Raw genomic sequence first — 26,332 nt, forward strand, 5'->3', positions numbered from 1 at the left:
GTATTGACTAGAATTTGCCGGTCACGTCCAGGCACTGCCAGGGCAGACCGTAGACGTTGAGATCCCTCATGAAGGGATCGGGATCAAACTGTTCCATGTTCCACACGCCGGGTTTGCGCCACAAGCCCTGAGCCACCATCTTCGTACCGATCATGGCGGGCACGCCCGTGGTGTACGAAATGGCCTGGGAGCCCACCTCCGCATAACATTCTTCGTGGTTGCAGATGTTGTACACGTAAACGGTCTTTTCCTTGCCGTCCTTGACGCCGCGCATGAGGTCACCAATGCAGGTCTTGCCCTTGGTCAGGGGGCCGAGGGAGGCCGGGTCGGGCAGCAGCTTGGCAAGGAACTGGATGGGCACAATGTCCTGCCCCTGGAATTTCACAGGGTCGATGCGGGTCATGCCCACGTTGCCAAGCACCTTGAGGTGGTTGAGATAATTCTCTGAAAACGTCATCCAGAAGCGGGCGCGGCGGATACCCTTGAGGTTCTGCACCAGTGATTCCAGCTCTTCATGATACATGAGGAAACATTTTTTGGAGCCGATGCCGTCAGGGAAATCAAAATTCATGGACCAGGACAGGGGGTCGGTTTCCACCCACTCGCCGCGTTCCCAGTACCGCCCGCGCGCCGTGACCTCGCGGATATTGATTTCAGGATTGAAGTTGGTGGCAAAGGGCTGGCCATGATCGCCCGCATTACAGTCGATGATGTCGAGCACGTGCACTTCGTCCAGCTGATGCTTGAGCGCCCAGGCCGCGTACACGTTGGTGACGCCGGGGTCAAAGCCGGAACCGAGCAGGGCTGTCAGCCCTGCCTCGCGGAAGCGGTCCTGGTAGGCCCACTGCCACTTGTATTCAAACTTGGCGGTGTCCAGCGGCTCGTAGTTGGCGGTGTCCACGTAATGCACGCCGCATTCAAGGCAGGCGTCCATAATGTGCAGATCCTGATACGGCAGGGCCACGTTGCAGACCACATCGGGCTTGACCTGCCGGATGAGGGAACACAGCTCGGGCACGTTGTCCGCGTCCACCTGAGCGGTGGCAACCTCGACGCCAAGGCGCGTCTTGACGCTCTGCGCAATGGCATCGCAGCGGGAAAGGGTGCGGCTTGCCAGCGTTACCTTTGAGAATCCGCCTTCCTTGAGTACCTGCGCACACTTGTGCACCACAACGCTGCCTACGCCGCCCGCGCCAATAATCAGAATATGAGACATGTTCCTTCTCCGTGGTGGAAGAGGTATACCACTGCGCGGCATGGCCGCGCCGCCATTTTCATATATTGCGCCCGTGGGCGCAGGGTTGCCGGGCCGCATGACCCGGGCCGGAAAACATGATGCCCGCACGGGGTGACAGTGCCGTTACGTTACGCGCGGAATGGGCCTTATGGCCCAGGAAAGTTCCGGCGTCAACAGGTCGCGGTGCAAAAACCGTCAACTCTGCCTTATTTCTCACTTTTGGCCGCAGGGCCCGGATCTGCCGCATCGCCATCCAGCAGGCGCACATGGGCGTAACGCCCGCTTTTGCGCGCCTGTGCGGCAAGCTCCAGCCCCTGGCTCCTGCACTGCGGGCAGGCGTGGCGCGGCACCAGTATGCACAGGGAGCGGGGCACCCGTTCCGAGGCGGTCTCAATGCGCCCCAGCCCCGAGCAATCGCTGCACAGCCGCCAGGCTTCCGTCTGCCCTTCGCGCAGGTTGTCCGTATCGTAAAAGATGTGCTTTCGGCGCACCCACCAGCCGTTTTCTTCCTCGCCTTCCGTGGGCTGCGCCGGGGGATGAAAATACACATCGCGGATCTGCCCGCACAATCTGGCGATGTATTCCCCCACTTGCGGCCGCTGACGCGTGGCTTCTGGCGTCCAGCCCGGCTCGCGGATATCCGCGGCGTCCAGCCCGGCCAAGGCAAGACAGATGCCCAGGTTCACGTAGGGCAATGCCCCGCGTATGGAGTAGCCGCCTTCAAGTACGGCGATATGCGGTTGCAGGGCCGCATTGAGCGCCGCGTAGCCCTGCGCCGAAAGCTTCATGTTGGCAAGGGGGTCAGTGAAGTGATTGTCCTGCCCGGCGGAATTGATGATCAGGTCAGGCTTGAAATCTTCCAGAATGGGCAACACCGCATGTTCTATGGCGTACAGATAGCCCTCGTCCGAGGTTTCGGGCGGCAGAGGGATGTTGATGGTGCGCCCAAGCGCGCCGGGACCGCCGCATTCCTGCGGGAAACCCGATCCGGGGTACAGGGTGCGCCCGTCCTGATGCAGGGAAATGAACAGGGTATGCGGGTCGTTCCAGAAAATATCCTGGCTGCCGTCGCCGTGGTGCACGTCCGTATCCACAATGGCGATACGCAGGGGGCGGCCGTCGGGGCGTGGATAATGATCGCGGATATACTCCACCATGACGGCTTCGTTATTGATATTGCAGAAGCCTCGGTTGCCATGCACCACACGCATGGCATGGTGGCCCGGGGGCCGCACCAGTGCAAAGGCCCGCTGTTCGCGCCCCTCAAACACCAGCCGGGCCGCGCGGATGGCCCCGCCCGCCGAAGCCAGATGTGAATCCGTGCTCACCGCCGCAGCCGAAGGCAGGCAGAAGTGCGCGCGCTCAAGCTGGGCATGCGTGGCAAAGGCGGGGCGGTATTCCGTAATGCCGGGGATGTCGAACAGCCCTTCTTCAAGCAGCTGGTCGCGTGTATAGAGCAGACGCTCTTCCCGTTCCGGGTGTGTTGCAGAAATGGCCCAGTCAAAGGCAGGGAAAAACACCACGCCAAGACTGCGGGCCGCCACCATGGGTGGCAGTGTTTTTTCAGTCATCACCTTCGCCAAGTTCTTCAAAAATATCTGCCCCGTAACGGGCATACGTCACCATACGGCCCATGTGCGCAAGGCCCATGCCGTAGGCCAGATTGCTTTCGGCCACGGCCATAAAAAGCACGCCTTCAGTATCGTGCAGGGCAAAAAAGCCGCCAGCACCGCCATCCTTGCGAAAAACGGCGCAGTGCAGCAAACCGGGATCGCCTATGACGTTGATAAGGGTGTAGCCCTTGGGCGGCTGACCCGGCAGATAGGCAAGTTCCTTGCCTTCACGGGGGGCAAAACGCACGCCCGCGCCTTCAACTTCAACTGTATAACATTCGTACATATATTCTCCTTGGTGGCGCCTGGAACACGCCAAAAGCCTGCATGGCAGGCTGAACCGGCAAAATTGCAAAGGCCCGGAAAGCGGCTCTCGCCGCAAAAAACTATTCCAATCCCCAACCGCGCTGCCGCAAGTGGGACTCAATGGCGGAACGGCACTGCAAAACCACGTCTTCCGGCGGCTGCGAGGCGTCAATGATGGCAAAGCGCTCGGGTTCTTCCTCGGCCAGAACCCTGTAGCCCTGACGCACCCGCTCATGAAAATCAAGGCTCTCCGCGTCAAAACGGCCTTCTGAAACCACCAGACCTTCCAGTCTGTTCCGCTCGCCAGCGCGCATGAGGCCGCAACGCACCGGCAGATCCAGCAGCAGGGTCAGCTCCGGTTGCAGACCACCCGTGGCCGCCTGATTGAGCCGTTGCAGATATTCCGTATCAAGCCCGCGTCCGTGCCCCTGATAGGCCAGCGTGGAATCGGTGTAACGGTCGCACAGTACGGTCTGCCCTGCTTCCAGCGCAGGCCGGATGATCTCCGCCACGTGTTGCGCCCTGTCGGCAAGAAACAGAAAAAGCTCCGCCCTGCTGGAGAGTTCGCGCGTGCGGGCATCAAGCAGTATGGAGCGCAGGCTGCGCCCAAGTGCACAGCCCCCCGGCTCACGCGTACACAGGGGGTCGTGGCCGTTTTCCTGCAAAAAACCCGCAAGATAGTTGATGGCCGTGGACTTGCCCGCGCCTTCTATACCTTCAAAAGAGATAAACATTCTTCTTTCACCGCTTTTTTGCGGGTTGCAGGGGCGGCTTTGTCCGGCGTACGCGCGGCCCGGTGCACGGGTCGCCCCAGCGTAGCCTGCCAGGGTGTCCAGGCCTCGCCTTCGCCCTCTATCTGGGCAAACAGGCCACGGCACTGGGCCATCTTGGCGTCCAGGTTGTCGGCATAGTGCAGGGCCATGGCTTCCGGCGTATGCGGCACGCGCACCGCACCGAACTCCAGCTCGCCATGGTGGCTCAAGATCAGGTGTTTCAGATGCCGCTGCAACGGCTCTTCCAGACCGGATTTAGCCAGGTACGGCTCCAGCATTTCAATGCCCAGCATGAGGTGCCCCAGCAGGCGGCCCTCATCAGTGTAGTCATTGGCGATACCGCCAGAAAATTCGCGCAGTTTGCCAATATCGTGAAACAGCGCTCCCGCAAGAAAAGTCTGCCGGTCAAGTTCCGGATAATGGTCGGCAATGCGCCGACAGAGCTTGAATACGCTCAGGGTATGTTCAAGCAGCCCGCCCACATAGGCGTGGTGCACCCCCTTGGCCGCCGGGCAGACCCTAAAGGCGGCGCGCATCTCGTCATTGTTAAAAAATCCCTGCACCAGCTTGCGCCAGGGCGCGTGGACAAATTCCTTTTTGATGAGGTCAAGCAGTTCATCCAGCATTTCATCCAGCGGAAAGGGGCTGGCGGGCATAAGGGCCGCATGGTCCACAGCAGCGCATTCCTCATCGGAAAGAAAGCGCATCTGCTCCACCGTGAGCTGCACCTGATCGCGGTACAGCCCCGCGCGCCCTTCGGCCCACACAAGGGTCCCCGCCGCGATTTCGCTGAACTCCGCGCTCAGCGGATGCCATATCTTGGCTTCAAGGCTGCCGCTGGCATCAGCCAGGGTAAGCCGCCAGTACGGGCCGTTGCGCGACTGTCCCTGCGCCGCCTGCGTAACCACGAATATGCCGCGCGCCTCCGAGGCGGGGCCAATCTCTTTGACGTAACAACCTTTTTCCATATATCGTTCCAGCGGCGCGCCTCTGCGCCGGGCATATGCAGTTTTCCACGCGGGCATGGCCCCTGACGCGGAACTTCCAAAAATGGCAGGGCCGCGCAAAACACTGAAACCACGCGGGCCTTAGGCCGAATTTCCCTTCTTTCCGAGGTATTGTCAAATGGACGTTCTTCTGACCAACGATGATGGCATCCGCGCACGCGGCCTGCGCGCGCTTTACGCCGCCCTGCTTGAAGCAGGGCATACCGTGCATGTGGTGGCCCCCATGACCCAGCAATCTGGCGTGGGCCACTCGCTGACCGTATTTGAACCTGTACGCGCCATGGATTTTGAAGAACCCAACTTCAAGGGTCTGGGTATTTACGGCACACCCACGGACTGCGTCAAACTGGCCCTCGGGCAACTCCTGCCCAAAAAGCCCGACATGGTCATTTCGGGCATCAACGCCGGGCCCAACGTTGGCCCGGACATTCTGTATTCCGGCACGGTGGGCGCTGCCACGGAGGCGGCCCACGAAGATCTGCCGAGCATCGCTGTTTCGCACGACTGCTACAAGGTCAAAAACGGCGACCTTCTGCCGCAGGCCCGACATCTGGTGGCGCTGGCCGAGCGCATCGACTGGTCGCAGCTGGGCCGCCGCAGGGTGGTCAACGTCAACTATCCTGCCTGCCCGCTGGACGAGGTCAAAGGCCTGCGCGTCTGCCCGCAAACCAGCGCCGTGTGGGTAAACACCTACTCGGAGCGCCTTGACCCGCGCGGCGCGCCCTACTGGTGGCTTGAGGGCGAAATCCCTGCGGAAACCATTGAACCAGATTCGGACAAAGACATGCTCAACCGGGGATACATTACCCTTACACCCCTGCGCTTTGATTTTACCGATCAGGCTGGCCTGAACGCGCTGGCAGGCATGAAGCTCGGCTAGCGCGCACTGCCCCAAGGCCTTCGGCAACCTGCCGGAAACATAAGGGATCAGCCGAACCCTCTTGACGCCGCCGCCACATGTGGGCTACAGGCGCGCTCGGGCATACAAAATATGTTTTGCGTTTGCCCGGGCACTGCGCCCGCCGGAAGAACTGCAAAGTAAGCCCGTTTCCCGCGCGGCAGGCATTCCCCTTTACGGGGAATTGGTGTATGTGCAGACTTGTCATTTCCGGGCGACTTATGCTTTTTTGACCGTCCTTAATGCCAGACCCCTCTGGAGGAAATCATGCCTCTTATCAATCCCAAAGAAATGTTCGCTGCCGCCTATGCTGGCGGGTATGCCATTGGCGCGTTCAACGTCAACAACATGGAAATCATCCAGGGCATCATGAGCGCGGCCTCCGAGGAAAAATCGCCGGTCATCCTTCAGGTGTCTTCGGGCGCGCGCAAGTATGCCGGGCAGATATACATCATGAAGCTTGTGGAAGCGGCGCTTGCGCTTGACCCTTCTATTCCCGTGGTGGTGCACCTCGACCACGGCCCCAGTTTTGAAATGTGCCGCGACTGCATTGACGGCGGCTTCACTTCGGTCATGATTGATGGTTCGCACCTGTCGTTTGAAGAGAACATAGCCCTGACCAAGCAGGTGGTGGACTATGCCCACCCCCGGGGCGTATGGGTTGAGGCCGAGCTGGGCAAGCTGGCTGGCATTGAGGAACATGTGCAGTCTGCCGAACACGTCTACACCGACCCCGATGAAGCCGTGGAATTTGTAAACCGCACGGGCTGCGATTCGCTGGCCGTTGCCATCGGCACAAGCCACGGCGCGTACAAATTCAAGGGCGAAGCCAAGCTTGATTTTGACCGTCTGGCCCGCATTGGCGACAAGCTGCCGAATTACCCCCTGGTGCTGCACGGCGCGTCCAGCGTACCGCAGGAATTTGTAAGCCAGTGCAACCAGTATGGCGGCCAGGTTGGCGGAGCCAAGGGCGTACCCGAAGACATGCTGCGCAAGGCTGCGGGCATGAACGTGTGCAAAATCAATGTGGATACGGACATCCGCCTGGCCGTCACCGCATCCATCCGTCAGTATCTTGCCGAACACCCCGACCAGTTTGACCCGCGCGCCTATCTCACCCCCGCTCGCGATGCCGTCAAAAACATGGTGGCCCACAAGATCCGCAATGTCATGGGATCTTCAAATAAAGCCTAATCCCTACGCCCCAAGGAGCGCGAATCATGCCCGTGAAAGTTGGAATGAACGGCTTTGGCCGCATTGGTCGGTATCTGCTGCGTCTTATGGCCGACGACAAAGAGATTCAGATCGCCGCCATCAACGCCCGTGCGGACAACGCCGCGCTGGCCTATCTTTTCAAGTATGATTCCACTTACGGAACCTTTCAGGGCACTGTTGATCACGATGAAAACGGCATCATCGTCAATGGCCGCCATATCACCGTTACCCGCTGCAAGGCTGGCGAATGGGAATGGGAACGCCTTGGCGTAACCCTGGCCGTGGAAACCACTGGCACCATCAAGGACAGGGAAGGCCTTGCCCAGCACCTGGCATGTGGCGCGAAAAAGGTTGTGATCTCCGCCCCCGGCAAGGATGTGGACGCCATGATTGTTATGGGCGTGAACCACGGCACTTATGATGGCGCAAAGCACAGCGTCATTTCTGCCGCGTCCTGCACCACAAACTGCCTGGCTCCTGCGGTCAAGGTGCTGCACGAAACCTTTGGCTTCCGCCATGGCCTCATGACCACCATCCACTCCTACACCATGAGCCAGCGCATCCTGGACGGCACCCACAAGGACTGGCGTCGCGGCCGCGCCGCAGCCGTGTCCATGGTGCCTTCAAGCACGGGCGCCGCCAAGGCTGTGGGGCAGGTCATGCCGGAACTGGAAGGCAAGCTCAACGGCATGTCGGTGCGTATTCCCACCTTTGACTGCTCGCTGGTCGACCTGACCTGTGAAGTGGAAAAAGCCTGTGATGCCGCCGCTGTCAATGCGGCCCTTCAGGCTGCCAGCAAGGGCGCTCTGGCCGAAAACATGGGCTATTCCGAAGAACCGCTGGTGTCCATAGACTACAAGGGCAGCACCTTCGGCGGCGTGGTGGATGCGCTTTCCACCCAGGTGCTTGACGGCACGATGGTCAAACTGCTCATCTGGTACGACAACGAATCCGGCTTCACCAACCAGTTGCTGCGCCTGCTTCGCATGGTGGGCAAGGACTGCTGATAAAGACCGCGCCTTGCCCTGCCGGGCAGGGATGGGCATGAATTACAAGCGCGGCGGGTTGCAATCCCCGCCGCGCTCTGCTTTTGTTCGCCCGTTTTGACAGCCCCTGTCGCAGCGCATGCTTCACTCTGTCCCTTTTGGGCCTTTCTCAACCCCAGATTTGACGTGCGTGACCCCAGGCAAATTCTGCTCACCACTCGCCAGCATGGGAAAATTTTTCCTCTTTTCTTTGCCACGCTTTAAGCCTTGGCTAACAAAACTGGCTCTACGCAAGGCTTTACAGGCATCTCACCAGAACTCGCCATTTGCGCCGAGCCCTAATACTTTTTGCCGTTGCGCCGATTAAGTGGACAAAAGGTGGTAGCACGCAAGGACGCGTCGGCATTTCGCGCCGCCTGTGACATACAGCATTCATGGAGGAATGTATGTATATCAATCATAATACCATGGCCTCGCAAGTAGGCAACAATCTGGCCTCGCACTACAGCGACCTGAAAACCTCTACCTCGCGGCTGTCATCCGGCCTGCGCATCAATTCCGCTGCGGACGATGCCGCCGGTCTGGCCATTCGCGAACTCATGCGTACCGATATCGCCGCCCTGCAACAGGGCGTGCGTAACGCCAATGACGCCATTTCCCTCATTCAGACCGCCGACGGCGCCTTGGGCATCATCGACGAAAAGCTGACCCGCATGAAGGAACTGGCCGAACAGGCCGCCACCGGTACCTATGACTCCACCCAGCGCCTGATGATTGAATCGGAGTACCAGGCCATGGCTTCGGAAATTACCCGAATCGCCAACGCCACGGACTTCAACGGCATCCATCTGCTGGACGGCAACCTGTCGAGCGACACGCACACAGGCAGCACCATGTCCAGCACTGGCAAGCTGAAGGTACACTTTGGCACAGCCAACGATTCGGCGGAAGACTACTACTACATCCAGATCGGCACGAGTACTGCCTCTGCTCTTGGTGTAGGCAATCAGGCTGCCACCACTGCTGCCGGCAGATCGGTATCGACTCAGGAAGCGGCGCAGAAGGCTCTTGTAGCCATCACAAACGCCGTGGTCTCCAAGGACAAGATCCGGGCGCACCTGGGCGCGCTGCAAAACCGGCTGGAAAACACCATCTCCAATCTGAGCACGCAGGCCGAAAATCTGCAGGCGGCGGAATCCCGCATTTCTGACGTGGATGTGGCCACGGAAATGACGAAGTTCGTCCGCAACCAAATTCTTACCCAGTCGTCTGTGGCTATGCTCTCGCAGGCCAACAGCATGCCCAAGCTGGCCTTGAACCTGATTTCCGGTTAGTGGCAAAACCAGGTGGTGGAGGGCAATAGCCCAGGACCGGCCAAGAGGCTGGGGAGAGCTTTAAGGCCATAACCAACACGTTTCTGATGAAAGCCGGGTCGTACGCGACCCGGCTTTTTTACGCCCTGCTATCTTCTGAGCTTCGGAAAATACCGCACTGGCACAGCAGCCCCAGCAGTTTTTCAGCACGCACAGTCCTTCCTTTTCCCCATTTCCACTCTTGCGCGACGGCCTCTTGCGCGCCTGCCCCGTCAACATTTCTGCGCTTGTTCAAAAAACAATGCGATGTCCCACCTGTTTTGCCTTGGCTTTCCTTACGCAGGATAGCCGTGGGCAGGCAAAAAATATTTGCCGCAGCAGCATACCTCAAAAATTCGCATCATAGAGATATTTGTATATTTTTTTCTGTGCGGGCCGCAACATTTCGCCATTGGCGCACCAGCCGCCAGCTTATTGACGCATATATCTGCGATCTCTGGCATGAATCCTGCTGTAAACGGAGTGCAGGTTTTCAGGCAAATATTGCCTTCTCTGAAGCCACGAATCAGAAGGGCAACAGCGCCTGTCGTTTAAGGCTGCCAGCCCAGGTCGGCTCTGCCGATACCAGCCTGGCTTTTGGTAACTCTTTCCCCGCTCCTTGCGGGATGAACGGCGGCAGCCCGCATGGACGCGGGCGCGCATAGTGCGCCGCCGGGCAGACAGAACATTCATGGAGGAATGTCATGTATATCAATAACAACTCAATGGCTTCCAATGTTGCCAACACCTTGACCTCGCACTACAACGACCTGAAGACTTCGACCCAACGTCTGTCCACAGGCCTGCGCGTGAACTCCGCTGCTGACGATGCCGCCGGCCTCGCCATTCGCGAATTGATGCGTACGGATGTCAAGGCATTGCAACAGGGCGTGCGTAATGCCAACGATGCCATTTCCCTCATTCAGACCGCCGACGGCGCCCTGGGCGTCATCGACGAAAAGCTGACCCGTATGAAGGAACTGGCTGAACAGGCTTCCACCGGTACCTATGACTCCACCCAGCGCTTGATGATCGAATCGGAGTACCAGGCCATGGCTTCGGAAATTACCCGAATCGCCAACGCCACGGACTTCAACGGCATCCACCTGCTGGACGGCAATCTGTCCGGTGACACGCACACTGGCTCCACGATGACCTCCACCGGCAAGATGAAGATCCACTTTGGTACTGCCAACGACTCGGCGGAAGACTATTACTACATCCAGATCGGCACGAGCACTGCCTCGGCCCTTGGTGTAGGCAATGAGACGACCGCCGGACGGGCCGGTGCGACCATCTCCACCCAGGAAGCGGCGCAGAAGGCCCTGGTGGCCATCACCAACGCGGTGGTTTCCAAGGACAAGATCCGTGCACATCTGGGCGCGTTGCAGAACCGCCTGGAGAACACCGTCTCCAACCTCACCACCCAGGCTGAAAACTTGCAGGCGGCCGAATCCCGCATTTCCGACGTGGACGTGGCCACGGAAATGACGCAGTTTGTCCGCAACCAGATCCTCACCCAGTCGTCTGTGGCCATGCTCTCGCAGGCCAACAGCATGCCCAAGATGGCCATGCAGCTTATCCAGGGTTAACGCTGGTTGAGGGCGTGCTTTAGCACGTATCCCAAAATATCCCCGAAGGGTTCGCCCTTCGGGGATATTTTGCTGCGGAGACGTCTTTTCCGGCGGGGCCAGTATGGGCGCGCTAGCGCAGGCTCAGGCCAGCGCGGTCAGATCATAGTCCGTATTTTCCACTATATCGCATTCCACTAGCGCTCCGGGCGCAATGCCCGGCCCGCTCACATAGGTGATGCCGTCCACCTCCGGCGCCTGAAACCACACACGCCCGCTGTGCAGTCCCGGCCAGTCGGGATGCGGGGCATCCACCAGCACCTGCATACGGCTGCCCACCTGCGCGGAGAGCAGTTCGTTGCTGATGTCGGCCTGAATTTCCATAAGAGAATCCCTGCGCCACTGTTTGACTTCATCCGGCACCTGATCGGGCAATGTTGCCGCCACGGTGCCATCTTCTGCCTGATAGGCAAACACACCCACGTGCTGAAAACGGCTTTCTTCTACAAAACGGCACAGACTTTCAAAATGCTCTTCCGTTTCGCCAGGATAGCCAACAATAAAGGTCGTGCGCAAAGCCGCATGGGGCAGCACGGAGCGCACGGTATCCAGTACTCGCCGGGGGTCGCCCGCAAAAGGCCGACCCATGCGCGACAGCACATCAGGGTGAGCGTGTTGCAGGGGAATATCCAGATAAGGCAGCAAAGGCGCGCCGCAATCTCTGATAAAACGCAAAAGCTCCGGCGTCACGCCTGTGGGGTACAGGTAGAGCAGGCGCAGCCAGGCGAGGCCCTCAAGCCCCACCAGCTTTTCAAGCAGGCTGGGCAGGCCGTGCTTGAGCCCAAGATCAACACCCCAGGAGGTCAGATCCTGCGCCACAAGATCAAGCTCGCGCACGCCCTGGGCCAGCAGAGCCCTGGCTTCATCGGCAATATCGTCGGCGGTAAGCGATTTAAGGCCGCCCCTGATGGAAGGAATGGTGCAGAACGCGCACTTGTGCCTGCACCCCTCGCCCACCTTGAGCCATGCGTACGAAGGGCCGGTAGAAAGCAGTCTGCCGCCGCCGGGGATACGGGCAGGAGGCTCGGGCAGGTCCAGGGCCGCTGCCAGCATGGCTGGCCAGCGCGGCAGATCACCCGTGGGCAGCCACACGTCCACTTCCGGCAGTTCCGCTGCCAGATCGGCAGCGCCATAACGCCCCACCATGCAGCCGCCTACAGCCAGCAGGGGCTTAACCTTGCACTTTTCAAGCCTCTGGATGGCGTCCACAACCGCGCGAACAGATTCACGCACGGCAGGGTCGATGAATCCGCAGGTATTGATGAAAACCAGACGCGCCTTGCCCATGTGTTCCACATGCTGCACGGCGACCCCAAGCGAACCGAGCAGGCGCTCACTGTCCACGCGGTTTTTGGGGCAGCCAAGGCTCAGCGACCATACTTTCAGGGAATTAGGAAAAATAGCTCGTGTCATGGGGGCACAATACAGAGGGGCGGGGCGCTTGTCATCATTGAGGCCAGTCCCCATTCTTCAAACCGGACGTGCCCAGACCGACAAATTTGCAAAACGATAACACAGATGCTAGATCTAATCAGTTGTCTAACAGGCTAATACACAAATGTAATGCCGCACGGCGGAACATAAAAATGAAAAACGCGGACCCTGCAAACCTCAGCATATCGGCTACCCAATCCGGGGAAAAGCCGCCTGCGGAATCTCCTCAGGAGATTTGCCTTTCCCATGCCTTGCAGAGTGTCTACGGCGACATATTGCTTATAGATTTTGAGAGGGATACCTGCCGCGAACTGTACCACGGAGAAGGTCACTTTACGCGCATGCCTCTGGATCAGCCCCTTGCCGAAACGTTCAAACGCGAACTTGCCGAGAGGATTCACCCCGACGATGCACAGCGTTTTGCGGCTTTTTTTTCTCAGGACAGCCTGCAACAGATGCTGGCGCAGACTCCCCTTTTTGCTGCGGAAGACATTCGCAAAAAAGCCCTCAACGGCTTGTACCGATGGGTGCGTATTATTGCCTTTCCTGCCCCCCAATACGGCGGGGAACAGACCTATATTGTCTGCACAGAAGACATTGAAAACCACAAAATTGCAGCCGATATTGCCCATGAGAACGAGATGCTGCGCCGGCAAAAGCTGGATGCCCTGCGTTACAAGGCAGTGGTGGACCACACCCGCACTCTGGTTTTTGAATGGAGCGGCACAGATCTGACCTACCTGAGCCACAGGATTCCCGAACTGCTGGCGGGCGAATACGACGGGCGCAATCCCTTTGACGTGTGGCGTGAAGATGATGTTCTCTACGCGGGCGACATGGAGCCCTTTGACACCTGCCTGGCGCGCCTTGCCCTGGGTATCCGCTCTGGCGAAACGACCATTCGCCTGCGCCGTCGAGACGGCCAGTACATCTGGTGCAAGATCACCTACACCAAGCTTGACGACGGGGAGTCTGAAGAACGCTACATCGGCACTCTCAACGACGTGGACGCAGCTACGCGCACCGAGCAGGCCCTGCGCCTGCGCGCAGAGCACGACCCACTCACAGGCGCTTTCAACACCCAGACATTTTTTGAAAAAATAGACAAGCTCATCAAAAACCGGCCCAATGAGCAGTACTGCGTATTGCGCTTTGACGTGGCCGGGTTCAAGGCCATCAACGAATCTTTTGGGCTTGAAGAGGGCAACCGCCTGCTGCGGGGCATTGCCCGCCTGATCCGCCAGCGCCTCATATCTGAAAAGGAAATCTTTGCCCGGCTCACCGCCGATGTTTTTGCCGTCTGCCTCACAGGCGGCGCCGAGCGGACGCTACAGTTCATCCAGAACCTTTCTCTGCGTCTGGATCACTATTCCGACACCTTTCGGGTCAAGCTGTTCTTTGGCATCTGCCCTGTGGAGAACTCCCGCACTCCGGCTCACATCCTGTGCGACTGGGCCTATCTGGCGCAGAAGACGGTCAAGGGCAGCGACATTGTCAATTTTGCCTTTTACGATGATGCCCTACGCAAACGCCTGCACGATGAAAGCTACATCACTGACCAGATGTATGAAGCGCTGGAAAAAAACCAGTTCAGGCTTTTTCTGCAACCCAAGGTGCAGATTTCCAGCGGGCGCATTGTGGGAGCAGAAGCGCTGGTGCGCTGGCAGCACCCCACAGACGGGCTTATCCTGCCCGGGCGTTTTATTCCTTTGTTTGAACGCAACGGCTTTATTGTGCGGCTGGACTCGTACATCTGGGACCAGACCTGCCAGACCCTGCGTACATGGCTCGACAAGCAGTATGAACCCATGCCCATCTCTGTGAACATGTCGCGTCTGCATTTTAACGACGACGATTTGCCCAACAAGCTCGTCAGCCTCCTGAACAAGTACAATCTGCCCCGCCACATGCTTGAGCTGGAACTGACCGAGAGTGCCTTTTTTGCCAATGAGCCAAGGCTGAAACGCCTTATGAACGAACTGCGGGCCGCGGGATTTGTTTTTTCCATGGACGATTTCGGCACAGGCTATTCATCGCTGAGTACATTGCGCGATCTGCCCTTCAATGTGGTCAAGCTTGACCGGGCCTTCATCAGCGACGGCACCACCAACAAGCGCGGCCAGATTGTGGCCCGCAACACCATCGCTCTGGCGCGCGACCTTGATATGTCCATTGTGGCTGAAGGCGTGGAAACCAAGGAACACGCCCGTTTCTTGCTCAACAGCGGTTGCAACTGCGCCCAGGGTTTCTATTATTCCAGGCCAGTGGATACGGCGGAGTTTGAAGTGCTCAGCTTCGTGCAGGAAAAGGCCTTCTGGGTGCATCCGCAGCTGAAGGAAGACGCCATCCGTCTGGGGCTGCCCATAAGCACGGAAGCCCCCATTAAAGAATACTGATTTTCCCCGCCACGCCTTCCCCCCACGCTCCGGCAACACTGATTCAAGCCGTAAAACTACAGCAGAACTGTTCTGCACCTGCTGCCTCATCATGCATGGCATGCCCTGGCATGCATGGCCGCGGGCTTGCCCCGTTTACAGCGGCAGACGCAGCAGGCGGATGGTATGCGGCTGGATATACAGCAGCTTGCCTTCGCGAATGTCGTCCGCGCGGGTCACAAAGCTGTCCTTGTTCACGTTCAGGATGGCTTCTGCCTCGTGGCTGCAGTCAAAAAGATGCAGCACCTCACCGGTCAGCGAGTCGGCGGTGGTCCAGTGCCGGTTCACAGGCGGGCCATCCGGGGTGATGTGACGCAGAAAACGGAAGATCACAGCCCTGCCGCTGCCCGGCGCAAGCCATGTGCGGCAGCATTCCCATACCTGATCCACAGAGGGGTCGTCCTCATCTGTAAAGGGCTGGCGCACTTCCAGCGGAAAGGAACGGCTCTGGATACGCAGCATGCCGTCAACCAGCCCGCAATAGTCAGTTTCCTGCTCCAGCACGGCACGGAAGGCTTCCGGCGAGGCCGCAAGTCCCATCAGGGTTTCATTAAGAATGTCGCGCGCCTTGAGAACCCTGATGGTGTGGGTCAGCCGCAAGCCGTTGAGCACTGCATAAATTGCGCAAAAAGTGTCCAGTTTGCCCTGATAAAACGGTTTCAGCATGAATACCCCCGTTGGTTGTTATGCCCACAGCAACACCCAGGGTCAAGCCTTCCACCCCGCCAGCATTTCTGCTTTTGCAAAGGTCTTTCTTTACAAGCTGCTGCCTCACGTGTATAAAAGAGCCTTCACAAACAATATCACAATACCTTGATATGCAGATATTCACAAATCCCAAAGAGTTGACGGCCCAATGCAAGGCCTGGCACCGCGCCGGAGACGATATCGCTCTGGTGCCTACCATGGGTTACTACCATCAGGGGCACGAAGACCTCATGGCCTTTGCCCGCACGCAGGCCAAACGCCTGGTGGTGAGCCTTTTTGTCAACCCTGCCCAGTTTGGCCCCGGCGAGGATCTGGAAGCATACCCCCGCAATGCCGAGCGCGATGCGGACATAGCCCGCAATCATGGGGCGGACGCGCTTTTTATGCCGCAGCCCGAAACCATGTACGCGCAAGACCACGCCACCTGGGTGGAAGTTCCCGAACTTTCCCGAGGCCTGTGCGGCCTCACCCGGCCTGTGCATTTTCGCGGCGTATGCACCGTGGTGCTCAAGCTCTTTATGCTGACCGGCGCGGATGTCGCCGTTTTTGGGCAGAAGGATTGGCAGCAGCAGGCTATTTTGCGCCGCATGGTGCGCGACCTTGATGTGCCGGTGCGCATTGAAACGCGCGAAACCGTGCGTGAAGCTGACGGCCTGGCTCTTTCCTCGCGCAACGTCTACCTCAGCCCGGACGAACGCGCCCATGCTCCGGAGATCCGCAAAGCCCTGCTCTACGCTCAAAAACTGGCCCAGAGCGGTGAAACCAGCGTCAAGCTGCTGCGCGAGGCTGTGCTGCGGCGCTGGGCGGAATTTCTGCCCATGGGGCGGCTTGACTACCTCAGTATTGTTCACCCGGAATCCATGACTCCGCTCACCGAAGTCACCGGTCCGGCGCTCATGGCCTGTGCCGTGCGCATAGGCAAGGCCCGGCTTATCGACAATATTCTGTTGCGACCCTAACCCGCGCCGCACTGACGCGAGCGCCCAAGGAGATTCATATGCATACCAAGGGCAAATACTTTTTCACTTCCGAATCTGTAACTGAAGGCCACCCCGACAAGGTCGCCGACCAGATTTCCGATGCCATCCTTGATACCCTGCTGGCACAGGACGCCAACGCCCACGTGGCCTGCGAAACCCTGGTGACCACGGGCATGGCTGTTATCGCTGGCGAAATCACCACCAGCGGCTACGCCGACCTGCCCCATGTGGTGCGCGAAACCATCAAGGGTATTGGCTACAATAGCTCAGAAATGGGTTTTGACTGGCAGACCTGCGCTGTTATCAACGCCATTGGCCGCCAGTCGCCCGACATCGCGCAGGGCGTACTGCGCGAAAAGCCCGAAGATCAGGGCGCGGGCGACCAGGGCATGATGTTTGGCTATGCCTGCAACGAAACCTCCACCCTTATGCCAGCCCCCATCTATTGGGCGCATCAGCTTTCGCAGCAGCTGGCGAAAGTGCGCAAGGACGGCACCGTGGACATCTTCCGTCCCGACGGCAAGACTCAGGTTTCCTTTGAATATCAGGACGGCAAGCCCGTGCGCATCAACAACGTGGTGGTCTCCACCCAGCACAGCGCCAACGCCAGCCAGGCTGATGTGGCCGAAGCCGTGAAAAAGCATGTCATTCGCCCCATCCTGGAACCCTCCGGCTATTTTGACGAAAAGGCCTGCGAAATCTTCATCAACACCACGGGCCGTTTTGTGGTGGGTGGCCCCATGGGCGACTGCGGCCTCACAGGCCGCAAGATCATTCAGGACACCTACGGCGGCAGCGGTCACCACGGCGGCGGCGCGTTCTCCGGCAAGGATCCTTCCAAGGTTGACCGTTCCGGCGCGTACATGGGCCGCTACATTGCCAAAAACGTTGTTGCCGCTGGCCTCGCCCCTGTGTGCGAAGTGCAGATCGCCTATTGCATCGGCGTGGCCCAGCCCGTCAGCGTGCTTGTTTCCTCGCAGGGCACCAGCGACCTGCCGGACGAACTGCTGACCAAGGCCGTGCGGGAAGTCTTTGACTTGCGCCCCTATTTCATCAGCAAGCGCCTTGATCTCAAGCGCCCCATCTACCAGAAGTCTTCCTGCTACGGTCACTTTGGCCGCGAACTGCCGGAATTCACTTGGGAAAAGACTGATGCCGTAGCCGACCTGCGCACCGCCGCCAAGGTGTAGCGCGAGCCTGCGTATTTGCCCTTTTGAGGTGCAGGAAATTCCTTGCTGGATTTTCTGCACCTCATTTTTTATCCATATCTTTTTGTTCGCATATTCCGGCCACAGACGTTTTACCGCCTTAATTCCGGGAAAATATCCTGTTCGCCCGCACGAGTTGCAAGCCGCCCCGCCCTTGCCTATACTGACGCACTTGACCGCGCCGCTCCGGCGCTATTCCGAGCAGTTTCCCCCTGGAACTGTCCGGCGTCTGTTCAAGCAGACCCCCGCCACGAAGGCCCAGGCGCAATACCTTGCGCTGACAAACGCCCACGTGAGCGACTTAAAATGCTGTAGTGAAGGCGAGGTAGCACATGGCTGGCAATACATTCGGACAGGCCCTGCGGCTGACAACATTCGGCGAATCCCACGGCGTGGGCCTTGGCGGCATCATTGACGGCTGCCCGGCGGGCCTGCCCCTGACAGAGGCCGACATTCAGGCCGAGCTTGACCGCCGCAAACCCGGTCAGGGCCCCACCGCCACCAAGCGCAAGGAATCAGACACGGTCCGCCTGCTCTCCGGCGTGTATGAGGGCGTCACCACGGGCACGTCCATTGCCTTCTACATCGCCAACGAAGACCAGCGCTCGCACGACTACGGCAATCTGGCCGAAATTTTTCGCCCCGGCCATGCGGACTGGGGATATTTTCAGAAGTACAACGGCATACGCGACCACCGCGGCGGCGGGCGCTCCTCTGGGCGCGAAACCGCAGCCCGCGTTGCTGGCGGCGTTATTGCCCGCAAGATTCTTGAACGCCGTGGCGTAAAAATCATGGCCGCCTGCGTGGAACTGGGCGGTACCGCTGTGCAGGACTGGGCAACCCTTGATTTGGACAATGCCCGCAATCGTCCCTATTGCGCCGCTACAGAGGCCATGCCCTCCCTCTGGGATCAGGTGGTGCTGGCTGCCCGCAAAGCGGGCGACACCCTGGGTGGCATTGTACGCATTGAGGCGCGCAATGTGCCCGCAGGCCTTGGCGAACCCGTGTTTGACAAGCTGGAGGCCGTGCTGGCCCACGCCATCATGAGCATTGGCGCAGTCAAAGGTTTTTCTGTTGGCGAAGGTTTTGGCGCGGCCAAGTTGCATGGCTCGCAAAACAACGACCCCCTGCTCCCCGCCGACCCGGCGCAGCCCGGCAAGGCCAACTTTGCTTCCAACCACGCAGGGGGCATATTGGGCGGCATTTCCAGCGGGCAGACCATTGTCATGCACGCTGCGGTCAAGCCCATCGCATCCATAGCCGTTACCCAGCAGACCGTGGACAAGGAGGGCAATGCCGCCTCCGTACTCATTGGCGGGCGGCACGACCTTGCCGCCATCCCGCGCGTTGTCCCGGTTCTGGAAGCCATGACGGCTCTGGCCTTGGCAGACGCCCTGCTGCTCCAGCAGCGCATGGGGCTGGGCCTGTGAGCAAAAAGGCCGACGTACACGCCCTGAACGCCCTGCGTTCCGTTGGCCCGGCAACTCTTGAAGACCTGCGCCTGCTTGGCGTTACTGATATTTCCGACCTGGCGGGGCGCGACCCTCAGGCCCTGTATGATGAATTGTGCCGCATCAAAGGCCAGAAAATTGATATCTGTTGCCTTGATGTTTTCAATTGCGCTGTTGCCCAGGCAAAGAATCCGGAACTACCTGATGATCAGCGCGACTGGTTCTGGTGGTCGCGGCAGCGCAAGGCTGCAACAAGCCCAAGGATTGCTGACAAGGCGAGTGCATGAGCAACCTGCCCCTTTTACAAGATCCCGATTCCGTTGAACTCACCGGCACGGTGGAGCGCGTTGTCTTTCATAATGAAGAAAACGGCTACACGGTGCTGCGTCTGTTGCCTGCAAGCGTGAACAGCGGCAGCGGCAATGCTGGCCTCACCCGCCCGCGCGACCCTGTTTCGTGCATCGGGCACATGGTCAACCCGCAAGCGGGCGTGCAGCTCAAAGTATCAGGCCGTTGGGTCAACAACCCCCGATTTGGCCGTCAGATCGAGTTTCAGAACGCCGATGAAATGCTGCCCGCCACCAGCGAGGGCATCCGTCTCTATCTCGCCTCAGGCCTTATCAAGGGCGTTGGCGAAGAAATGGCTGGGCGCATAGTCGAGGCCTTTGGCACGGATACCATTCGTATTCTTGATGAAGAGCCAGAGCGTCTGCTCAAGGTGCGCGGCGTGGGCAGCAAGAGCCTTGACCGCATCCGCACCTCCTGGTCTGAACACCGGGGCATGCGCGACCTGCTGCTTTTTTTGCAGCCCCACGGCATCACGCCAGCCTACGCTGTACGCATCTACCGCGCCTATGGCGCGGATGCGCTCGCCATTGTGCGCGAAAATCCCTATCGGCTTGCCATGGACATTCACGGCATTGGCTTTGTCACCGCCGATGCCGCCGCCAGCAAGCTGGGCTTTGAGCACGACAATCCCCTGCGGGTACAGGCGGGCACCCTCTATGTGCTGCAAAAAGCCACGGACGACGGCAACGTCTATTTGCCACAGGCGGAGCTGACCGAGGCGGTCTGCGCCCAGATCGGCGTTGACGAAGGACTTGTTGAGGATGCCCTCGCCGCGCTTGAAGCTGATGAACGCATTGTGCGCGAAGAACTGGACATGCCCGACGCCCCCGGTGAGATCGGCGTGTATATGCGGCGCTACCACCACTGCGAGTCAAAAACCGCCTTCTACATCCAGCGCCTCTTGCGTTCGCCTAAATCCGTGCGTTTTGAAAAGCCGGACGCGCTGGTGGACAAGGTTGTGGGCGAACTGAGCATTTCCCTCGCGGCAGAGCAGCTTGAGGCCGTGCGCACCGCCGCCCGCAGCAAGATGATGGTGCTCACCGGCGGCCCCGGCACGGGCAAAACCACCATCATCAACGCCATTATCAAACTCTTTGGCGAGGTACGCGCCCGCATACTGCTGGCCGCGCCCACAGGCCGCGCCGCCAAGCGCATGTCTGAAACATCTGGGCGCGAATCGCGTACCATCCACCGTCTGCTGGAATACAGCCCCAAGGAAGACGGCTTTGCCCGCAATGAGGATAATCCCCTCGCCTGCGGCCTCCTCGTGGTGGACGAAGCCTCCATGATGGACACCCTGCTCTTCTATCACCTGCTCAAGGCCGTGCCGCTGGGCGCAACGCTTGTTCTGGTGGGCGACGTGCACCAGTTGCCCTCGGTAGGCCCGGGCAACGTGCTTGCAGACATTATCCGCTCCGGCGTTGTGCCTGTCGTGGAGCTGACCGAAATTTTCCGTCAGTCCGCCGAGAGCGAAATCATCTGCAATGCCCATCTTATAAACCGTGGCGAAATTCCCTCGCTGGAATCCAGCAAGGAGCGGCTCTCGGACTTCTACTTTATCCACCAGAACGATGCAGAAAAAGCTGCGGAACTTATCGTGGATCTGGTGCGCAACCACATTCCCCGGCGATTCAACCTCGACCCCGTTGATGACATCCAGGTGCTCACGCCCATGCACAAGGGCGCTGTGGGCGCTGGCCGCATGAACGCCTGCCTGCAGGAAGCCCTGAACCCGCACGGCATTGAAGTGCGCCGTGGCGACCGCTGCTTCCGCCTGCACGACAAGGTCATGCAGATACGCAACAACTACGACAAGGACGTTTTTAACGGCGACATGGGGCGCATCAGCTTTATGGACGTGCGCGAACGCACCCTCAGCATCACCTTTGACGAACGCGTTGTGCCCTACGAATTTGATGAGCTGGATGAAATCGCGCCCGCCTACGCCATTTCCATCCACAAATCGCAAGGCTCGGAATACCCTGCTGTGGTTATTCCCGTCATGATGCAGCACTATGTGCTTTTGCAGCGCAATCTCATCTACACGGGCGTAACGCGCGGCAAAAAATTGGTCATCCTGGTGGGCGAATCCCGCGCCTTGCACATGGCCGTCAAAAACAACAAGACCCGCAAGCGCTTTACCCGGCTGGCGCAACGCCTCGCGCCTGTGGAGTAGCAGAATCTTCACGAGTTATCTTTCTGAAACTCCCGCCAGTTTGTACTGCGGATTTTAAAGAAACCGCGCCGACCAGGATTCAGTATGAAATACCTTGATGACTCATGGGAAAGAAATGAACACTTCAATTTTTTTCAGTCGCGAAAAAATCCGTGCTTCAGCGTCTCATTTTCGGCAAATGTTGCCAGATTGTATGAAGTAAAAAAACAGAATGGCTTTCGGCTTACGGATTGTATCTATTTTGCCGCAATGCTCGCCGTTCATGGCGTTGCTGGATTTAGGCAGCGCATCGTCAATCTGCGCCCTGTGGAATTTGAACGCATTGATGCGGCGTTTACCTATATCCCTCAAGGCAGAAAACTGCATTGCAACTGCTTTGCGAAATTTGACCGCAAATTTTCCGTCTTCAGCAGCAATATCAGCGCTGCACGGGCCATTGCCGACCAGAATCCAACGCTTTGCCCTGAGGGCGGCGATGTGCAAAGTTTGATCTACTTTAGCTGCGTGCCTGAAATTCCCATACTTTCTGCAACAAATCCCTGGGGTGATCCGTGGATCGACAGCGTACCCAGAATTCTTTTTGGCAAAAAAGATGACGCAGGGAATGTCACCATCTCCATTGAAGCGCTCCACAGCTTTATTGACGGAATACATCTGGCTGAGTTCTATAAGCTCTTTACGCAAATCATCGAATCCCCCCACGAATACTTCAGCTAATCACGAGAGCGCCTATCAAAATTCAAGCCCGGCTCATTCCATGAACCGGGCTATCATTTTTACATAAAGGCCAGATTTGTGTCGCACCATGTGAGGACGGCGTTTTGCATGTAGGGAATGTCATTCTTTTGCTCTCCCGCACGATGGATATGGATTTTGTTCGCCGACAAGGAAAGCTGGGCTTTTTGCACAGGGAGTGTACGCCAATGGTACTCGACCGGAGCAAAAAGCCCTGCTTGACGCTGTCAGCGGGCAAAAGACGCGCGCGGGGTTAGGCACTGGCGGCAAGGTGGAGATCGCCCATAGCCAACCTCCACGCAGCAATATCTTCCACACTGCACAAAGGCATATTGTGGGCGCGGGCAAAACCCGCAACTTCGGGCAGACGGGCCATTTCGCCGTCATCCAGAGTCAGCTCGCAGAGTACGCCGCAGGGTTCAAGGCCTGCCATGTGCATGAGGTCAACCGTGGCCTCCGTGTGGCCGCGCCGTTCCAGCACGCCGCCGGGACGCGCCCGCAAGGGGAACACATGGCCGGGGCGGCGAAGATGGGCGGGTTGGGCATCGGGTGCAGCGGCGGCCTTGATGGTGGCAACGCGGTCAGCGGCGGAAACACCTGTGGTAACACCCGTGGCCGCCTCAATGGTGACGGTAAAGGCAGTTCCCTGCGTGTTGGTGTTGTGGTCGGTCATCATGGGCAGGTCAAGGCGCTGCACATGCTCGTCCGTGAGGCACAGGCAGACAATGCCGCTGCAATGCCTGATCAGCATGGCCATCTGCGGCACAGTGATGTGCTGCGCGCTGAAAATGAGGTCACCTTCGTTCTCGCGGTTTTCGTCATCCACAACGCAGACGCCGCCGCCTTTGCGCAATGAGGCAAGAGCAGCGCGAACACGTTCTTCAGAGGTGCCGAAAGACGCAAGGGATAATGAGGACTGATGCATTCCGTTCTCCTGTTTCCGGCTTTGCTTGCCGGGAGATGGTGCATCAGGGCGTGGACGGGCCGCAACACAAAGTACGCCTTCAAATAAAGGACGCACCGCTTTGTGCGCGGCAAAAAACCGTTCTCTTCCATCCGGACTATAACCGTCGGCTTCGGATTCTCACCGAATCTGCTGACCCCAAACACTGGGCGCTCGCGGGCTGGCGGAAGCCTGCTGGCCACCGCATCACCGCCGGTGGGGACTTTCACCCCGCCCTGAGAAATCTTGTGCAGCTTACACCCCGGAAGGCGCATGTGCAAGTATCTGGTTCAGCTGCCGCTGCCCCCTGCGTGATTATTCTGACACGCACTCAGGCCGCAAAGACAGTGGCCTCGTACCAGAACAATTGCGCACCCGGCAGCTTCCATGAGCCAGGAGCCACACCAGCCTTAAGACACAGATTGTCCAGATAGGCCAGTCGATCCCAACCTTGCTCCACGGGTACCTGAGGCAAGAACACGCCGCTGCGCCCCTCATAGACAAGCACAAGGCCGTGCCGACCCACTTCTACCGCGTCTGGTCCGGGGCAAGGGCTGAGCTCGTCCAGAACAGAAATATCAAGGGCGACGCGCGGCCATTCGGCAAACGTCAATGAGGGGAAACGCGGGTCTGCAAAGGCTGCGGCCTGCGCCATATGCCACACAGTAGCATACAGCGGCTCACGCCCCACAATATTGCCAATGCAGCCGCGAAGCCTCTCACCCATATTCAGGGTTACAAAAGCCCCAAGCGTTCGCCACAGGGCGCTTTCTGGCGCGAATTGGTCGGCAGGAGGTTGCGGAACATCCGCCACGCTTTTTCCTGCCAATCCGGCTTCGATGGACATGCGGGCCTGATGCGACAAAAATTGCTTTTCAGCGTCAGACAGGGAAAATGCAATACTCATTCTGCCTCCCGCGTAACAAACAGAGGGTGAAAGCGAGACAGGACAAACCGGGATACAGGTTTGCCCGTTCAGCACAGATTGCGGGAAACACCCGCGCAGAGCAAGCCTTTGTGATCACGCGAGAGCATGGATGCTGCCACATATGCCTTGTGACTTTCAGCTATGCATCTGTAGGCCAGTCTGCCGTAGCGCTTTAAACAAAGCCGAAGGCGGAGGAGCATACGACCGCCCCCCCAAAAAAACAAGAAATGCCACAACTCGCGTTGCGGCATAACTTGCTGAGGCTTACACGCAAAGGCTGACGCACCTTGCGAAGGCGCATGCATCAAGACATGTCCTTGCCGTTCGGGATAGGAATCCCGACAAATAATCCTGAGGCATTCTGACGAAATATGCCAGACTACATCGGCCAGCAGCCAGATACAGTCGGCAACAAAGACGCGCTTTTTATGCAGGGAGCGTACACGTTGTACTCGACCATAATAAAAAGCGCGTTTTGGCGCAGCCGAAAGCAAAGACCCTGGGCCAATGCGGTTTGCTGCTAATCTTCGCCTTCAGCGGCAGACTGCTTGCCCGCGCCCTTCATGCCGTACATGGTGGTGGAACCGGAAGACCAGAATTCCAGCACTTCTTCGTTCACCAGCTTGGTGAGAACTTTCTTCACGTCGCGGGGTCCCTTGTCGGGGAACAGTTCAAGGAAATCCTTGAAATAGAACTTGGACTTGGACGAGGATTTGCTTTTCAGGAATTCAACAACAACGTCTTTGTCGTCAGCCATGGTGAGTCTCCTGTCCCGGCGGCGCAAATAGCGCCGCCGGGGTTGATAAACAAGCTATATCTAGAACTTGAACTGCGTGCTCTGGCGCCACGTGTAGTAGGCGGGATCACGGAAGTCGTCGATGAGGTGGTGGGTGAATTCAAGGCCGGTCATCTTGAAGAAGGTTTCCCAGCCGATGCGTTCAGCCCAGTCGCCCAGACGTTCGTACTTGTTGGCGTTGGCCGCGTACACTTCAACGATGTGCTTCACGGTCTTGGTCAACGAAGGCCAACGGGGCGGTTCGTTGGGGATGTAACCCACAACGACCTTGGAGAACTTGGGCATGCTGATGCGGTTGGAAACCTTGCCGCCAACCATGATGGCAACGCCGTCGCCTTCGCCGTCCGAGATGGGCAGCGCGGGGCACATGGTGTAGCAGTTACCGCAGTACATGCAGCGGTCTTCCTTGATGGCGATGGAGTTCACCTTGTTGCCGTTGTATTCCACCTTGGTGGGACGCACAGCGGCGGTGGGGCAAGCAGAAACAGCCAAAGGAATTTCGCAGAGCTGGTCAGCCCATTCGTGGTCGACCATGGGGGGCTTGCGGTGGATACCCACAAGGCCGATGTCCGAGCAGTGCACAGCGCCGCACATGTTGATGCAGCAGGCCAGCGCGATGCGCACCGGGGCGGGCATCCGCATGTCTTTAAATTCTTCAAACAGGGCGTCCATCACGGCCTTGACCGGGCCGGAGGCGTCGGTGGCGGGGGTGTGGCAGTGCAGCCAGCCCTGAGTGTGCACCATGTTGCTGATGCCAGCGCCGGTGCCGCCCACGGGGAACTTGAACGAGCCACCGTCAAACTTGCGGCTGTTCAGGTCGTCGCGCAGGGCCTTCATGCCGGCTTCGCTGTCCACCATGAATTCAATGTTGTTACGGGTGGTCCAGCGCAGGTAGCCGCCACAGTACTTGTCGGCGATGTCGCACAACTCACGGATGTGAGTGATGGACATGGTACGGGTGCCGCCCACGCGGACGGTAAAGCACTTGTCGCCGCTTTCGGCCACGTGCACGAGCACGCCGGGCTCCAGAATTTCGTGATAGAGCCACTTGCCGAAGTTGTTCTTGATCACCGGCGGGAAGTATTCATTATACTTATGGGGTCCGATGTCAGTAATGCGGCCTTCCATCGGTTTTGCGGGATTGTACCCGGAAGAAATAAAAGCCATGTTCT

The 26,332-nt window shown here is 58.6% G+C and carries 24 protein-coding genes and 1 riboswitch; of the genes, 13 read left to right on the plus strand and 11 right to left on the minus strand.

The features are described 5' to 3' along the window. Positions 1-7: 7 nt before the first annotated feature. The 5 genes from RDK48_RS01400 to RDK48_RS01420 all read right to left on the minus strand — a co-directional run bounded on the left by RDK48_RS01400 (position 8) and on the right by RDK48_RS01420 (position 4,897). Complete coding sequence (locus tag RDK48_RS01400; RefSeq protein ID WP_298993881.1) at positions 8-1,216, minus strand: saccharopine dehydrogenase family protein; 1,209 nt, start codon at positions 1,214-1,216, stop codon at positions 8-10. A 227-nt stretch (positions 1,217-1,443) separates the two neighbouring features. After that, a complete protein-coding gene (locus RDK48_RS01405; protein ID WP_374042243.1) occupies positions 1,444-2,808 on the minus strand; it encodes a histone deacetylase in 1,365 nt (454 codons plus the stop codon). After that, a complete protein-coding gene (locus tag RDK48_RS01410) occupies positions 2,801-3,136 on the minus strand; it encodes a hypothetical protein (protein WP_240825349.1) in 336 nt (111 codons plus the stop codon). The genes RDK48_RS01405 and RDK48_RS01410 overlap by 8 nt, the downstream gene beginning before the upstream one ends. 100 nt (positions 3,137-3,236) lie before the next feature. Next, positions 3,237-3,890 (minus strand): dTMP kinase, encoded by a 654-nt coding sequence (gene tmk / locus RDK48_RS01415; protein WP_192112577.1) that lies wholly within the window; start codon positions 3,888-3,890, stop codon positions 3,237-3,239. Next, positions 3,866-4,897 carry a 3'-5' exoribonuclease YhaM family protein gene (locus RDK48_RS01420; RefSeq protein ID WP_298993883.1) on the minus strand — a complete coding sequence of 344 codons (1,032 nt, stop codon included), beginning with the start codon at positions 4,895-4,897 and terminating at the stop codon, positions 3,866-3,868. Before RDK48_RS01420 ends, tmk begins: the two co-directional genes overlap by 25 nt. 157 nt (positions 4,898-5,054) lie before the next feature. Here RDK48_RS01420 and surE point away from each other — a divergent pair, with 157 nt between their 5' ends. The 6 genes from surE (at position 5,055) to RDK48_RS01450 (ending at position 10,979) form a co-directional block, all read left to right on the plus strand. Then, the gene (gene surE / locus RDK48_RS01425) at positions 5,055-5,816 is read left to right on the plus strand and encodes a 5'/3'-nucleotidase SurE (protein WP_298993885.1); all 762 of its coding nucleotides are present in this window, start codon (positions 5,055-5,057) and stop codon (positions 5,814-5,816) included. 285 nt (positions 5,817-6,101) lie between these two features. Further along, entirely contained in the window at positions 6,102-7,028 is a 927-nt protein-coding gene (gene fba / locus RDK48_RS01430) for a class II fructose-1,6-bisphosphate aldolase (RefSeq protein ID WP_298993887.1), read from the plus strand. 26 nt (positions 7,029-7,054) lie between these two features. Further along, complete coding sequence (gene gap / locus RDK48_RS01435) at positions 7,055-8,056, plus strand: type I glyceraldehyde-3-phosphate dehydrogenase (protein ID WP_298993889.1); 1,002 nt, start codon at positions 7,055-7,057, stop codon at positions 8,054-8,056. 425 nt (positions 8,057-8,481) lie between these two features. Next, positions 8,482-9,369, plus strand: coding sequence for a flagellin (locus RDK48_RS01440; RefSeq protein ID WP_298993891.1), 888 nt, complete (start codon positions 8,482-8,484; stop codon positions 9,367-9,369). Positions 9,370-9,698: 329 nt separating this feature from the next. Continuing rightward, on the plus strand, positions 9,699-10,052 hold the full coding sequence (locus RDK48_RS01445; RefSeq protein WP_298993893.1) for a hypothetical protein: 354 nt from the start codon (positions 9,699-9,701) through the stop codon (positions 10,050-10,052). 39 nt (positions 10,053-10,091) lie between these two features. Continuing rightward, entirely contained in the window at positions 10,092-10,979 is an 888-nt protein-coding gene (locus RDK48_RS01450) for a flagellin (RefSeq protein ID WP_298993895.1), read from the plus strand. 123 nt (positions 10,980-11,102) lie between these two features. Here the strand turns inward: RDK48_RS01450 and rimO are convergent, their stop codons facing one another. After that, the gene (rimO, locus tag RDK48_RS01455) at positions 11,103-12,431 is read right to left on the minus strand and encodes a 30S ribosomal protein S12 methylthiotransferase RimO (RefSeq protein WP_298993897.1); all 1,329 of its coding nucleotides are present in this window, start codon (positions 12,429-12,431) and stop codon (positions 11,103-11,105) included. A gap of 173 nt (positions 12,432-12,604) precedes the next feature. Between rimO and RDK48_RS01460 the strand changes: the two genes are divergently transcribed. Continuing rightward, a complete protein-coding gene (locus tag RDK48_RS01460) occupies positions 12,605-14,848 on the plus strand; it encodes a bifunctional diguanylate cyclase/phosphodiesterase (RefSeq protein WP_298993899.1) in 2,244 nt (747 codons plus the stop codon). 135 nt (positions 14,849-14,983) lie between these two features. On the opposite strand, the gene RDK48_RS01465 is transcribed toward RDK48_RS01460, so the two are convergent. Next, entirely contained in the window at positions 14,984-15,553 is a 570-nt protein-coding gene (locus tag RDK48_RS01465; protein WP_298993901.1) for a hypothetical protein, read from the minus strand. A 152-nt stretch (positions 15,554-15,705) separates the two neighbouring features. Between RDK48_RS01465 and panC the strand changes: the two genes are divergently transcribed. From panC to RDK48_RS14920, 6 genes are all read left to right on the plus strand, one after another. Then, the gene (gene panC / locus RDK48_RS01470) at positions 15,706-16,554 is read left to right on the plus strand and encodes a pantoate--beta-alanine ligase (RefSeq protein WP_298993903.1); all 849 of its coding nucleotides are present in this window, start codon (positions 15,706-15,708) and stop codon (positions 16,552-16,554) included. 38 nt (positions 16,555-16,592) lie between these two features. Further along, a complete protein-coding gene (gene metK / locus RDK48_RS01475; protein ID WP_298993905.1) occupies positions 16,593-17,765 on the plus strand; it encodes a methionine adenosyltransferase in 1,173 nt (390 codons plus the stop codon). A gap of 350 nt (positions 17,766-18,115) precedes the next feature. Then, positions 18,116-19,213: a chorismate synthase gene (aroC, locus tag RDK48_RS01480; RefSeq protein WP_298993907.1), complete on the plus strand. Its 1,098-nt coding sequence runs from the start codon at positions 18,116-18,118 to the stop codon at positions 19,211-19,213. After that, on the plus strand, positions 19,210-19,521 hold the full coding sequence (locus RDK48_RS01485) for a helix-hairpin-helix domain-containing protein (RefSeq protein WP_298993908.1): 312 nt from the start codon (positions 19,210-19,212) through the stop codon (positions 19,519-19,521). Before aroC ends, RDK48_RS01485 begins: the two co-directional genes overlap by 4 nt. After that, entirely contained in the window at positions 19,518-21,758 is a 2,241-nt protein-coding gene (locus RDK48_RS01490) for an ATP-dependent RecD-like DNA helicase (protein ID WP_298993910.1), read from the plus strand. Before RDK48_RS01485 ends, RDK48_RS01490 begins: the two co-directional genes overlap by 4 nt. Before the next feature lie 84 nt (positions 21,759-21,842). Continuing rightward, on the plus strand, positions 21,843-22,475 hold the full coding sequence (locus tag RDK48_RS14920) for a CatA-like O-acetyltransferase (protein ID WP_366125077.1): 633 nt from the start codon (positions 21,843-21,845) through the stop codon (positions 22,473-22,475). Positions 22,476-22,746: 271 nt separating this feature from the next. On the opposite strand, the gene ribB is transcribed toward RDK48_RS14920, so the two are convergent. The 4 genes from ribB to dsrB form a co-directional block, all read right to left on the minus strand. Then, positions 22,747-23,418 (minus strand): 3,4-dihydroxy-2-butanone-4-phosphate synthase, encoded by a 672-nt coding sequence (ribB, locus tag RDK48_RS01500; RefSeq protein WP_298993914.1) that lies wholly within the window; start codon positions 23,416-23,418, stop codon positions 22,747-22,749. A 115-nt stretch (positions 23,419-23,533) separates the two neighbouring features. Next, a riboswitch (FMN riboswitch) is annotated at positions 23,534-23,684 on the minus strand. A gap of 83 nt (positions 23,685-23,767) precedes the next feature. Beyond that, positions 23,768-24,343 (minus strand): AmmeMemoRadiSam system protein A, encoded by a 576-nt coding sequence (amrA, locus tag RDK48_RS01505; RefSeq protein ID WP_298993916.1) that lies wholly within the window; start codon positions 24,341-24,343, stop codon positions 23,768-23,770. A 541-nt stretch (positions 24,344-24,884) separates the two neighbouring features. After that, a complete protein-coding gene (locus RDK48_RS01510) occupies positions 24,885-25,121 on the minus strand; it encodes a dissimilatory sulfite reductase D family protein (RefSeq protein ID WP_022658933.1) in 237 nt (78 codons plus the stop codon). A gap of 60 nt (positions 25,122-25,181) precedes the next feature. Then, positions 25,182-26,327 (minus strand): dissimilatory-type sulfite reductase subunit beta, encoded by a 1,146-nt coding sequence (dsrB, locus tag RDK48_RS01515; protein ID WP_308587775.1) that lies wholly within the window; start codon positions 26,325-26,327, stop codon positions 25,182-25,184. Positions 26,328-26,332: the final 5 nt, after the last annotated feature.

This window comes from uncultured Desulfovibrio sp., assembly GCF_902477725.1.
Classification (GTDB): domain Bacteria; phylum Desulfobacterota; class Desulfovibrionia; order Desulfovibrionales; family Desulfovibrionaceae; genus Desulfovibrio.

What these genes read in the sequence shown, in the direction of transcription:
- RDK48_RS01400 (WP_298993881.1), bottom strand. Translation starts at nt 1,216, where the DNA reads ATGTCTCATATTCTGATTATTGGCGCGGGCGGCGTAGGCAGCGTTGTG.
- RDK48_RS01405 (WP_374042243.1), bottom strand. Translation starts at nt 2,808, where the DNA reads ATGACTGAAAAAACACTGCCACCCATGGTGGCGGCCCGCAGTCTTGGC.
- RDK48_RS01410 (WP_240825349.1), bottom strand. Translation starts at nt 3,136, where the DNA reads ATGTACGAATGTTATACAGTTGAAGTTGAAGGCGCGGGCGTGCGTTTT.
- tmk (WP_192112577.1), bottom strand. Translation starts at nt 3,890, where the DNA reads ATGTTTATCTCTTTTGAAGGTATAGAAGGCGCGGGCAAGTCCACGGCC.
- RDK48_RS01420 (WP_298993883.1), bottom strand. Translation starts at nt 4,897, where the DNA reads ATGGAAAAAGGTTGTTACGTCAAAGAGATTGGCCCCGCCTCGGAGGCG.
- surE (WP_298993885.1), top strand. Translation starts at nt 5,055, where the DNA reads ATGGACGTTCTTCTGACCAACGATGATGGCATCCGCGCACGCGGCCTG.
- fba (WP_298993887.1), top strand. Translation starts at nt 6,102, where the DNA reads ATGCCTCTTATCAATCCCAAAGAAATGTTCGCTGCCGCCTATGCTGGC.
- gap (WP_298993889.1), top strand. Translation starts at nt 7,055, where the DNA reads ATGCCCGTGAAAGTTGGAATGAACGGCTTTGGCCGCATTGGTCGGTAT.
- RDK48_RS01440 (WP_298993891.1), top strand. Translation starts at nt 8,482, where the DNA reads ATGTATATCAATCATAATACCATGGCCTCGCAAGTAGGCAACAATCTG.
- RDK48_RS01450 (WP_298993895.1), top strand. Translation starts at nt 10,092, where the DNA reads ATGTATATCAATAACAACTCAATGGCTTCCAATGTTGCCAACACCTTG.
- rimO (WP_298993897.1), bottom strand. Translation starts at nt 12,431, where the DNA reads ATGACACGAGCTATTTTTCCTAATTCCCTGAAAGTATGGTCGCTGAGC.
- RDK48_RS01460 (WP_298993899.1), top strand. Translation starts at nt 12,605, where the DNA reads ATGAAAAACGCGGACCCTGCAAACCTCAGCATATCGGCTACCCAATCC.
- RDK48_RS01465 (WP_298993901.1), bottom strand. Translation starts at nt 15,553, where the DNA reads ATGCTGAAACCGTTTTATCAGGGCAAACTGGACACTTTTTGCGCAATT.
- panC (WP_298993903.1), top strand. Translation starts at nt 15,706, where the DNA reads ATGCAGATATTCACAAATCCCAAAGAGTTGACGGCCCAATGCAAGGCC.
- metK (WP_298993905.1), top strand. Translation starts at nt 16,593, where the DNA reads ATGCATACCAAGGGCAAATACTTTTTCACTTCCGAATCTGTAACTGAA.
- aroC (WP_298993907.1), top strand. Translation starts at nt 18,116, where the DNA reads ATGGCTGGCAATACATTCGGACAGGCCCTGCGGCTGACAACATTCGGC.
- RDK48_RS01490 (WP_298993910.1), top strand. Translation starts at nt 19,518, where the DNA reads ATGAGCAACCTGCCCCTTTTACAAGATCCCGATTCCGTTGAACTCACC.
- RDK48_RS14920 (WP_366125077.1), top strand. Translation starts at nt 21,843, where the DNA reads ATGAAATACCTTGATGACTCATGGGAAAGAAATGAACACTTCAATTTT.
- ribB (WP_298993914.1), bottom strand. Translation starts at nt 23,418, where the DNA reads ATGCATCAGTCCTCATTATCCCTTGCGTCTTTCGGCACCTCTGAAGAA.
- amrA (WP_298993916.1), bottom strand. Translation starts at nt 24,343, where the DNA reads ATGAGTATTGCATTTTCCCTGTCTGACGCTGAAAAGCAATTTTTGTCG.
- RDK48_RS01510 (WP_022658933.1), bottom strand. Translation starts at nt 25,121, where the DNA reads ATGGCTGACGACAAAGACGTTGTTGTTGAATTCCTGAAAAGCAAATCC.
- dsrB (WP_308587775.1), bottom strand. Translation starts at nt 26,327, where the DNA reads ATGGCTTTTATTTCTTCCGGGTACAATCCCGCAAAACCGATGGAAGGC.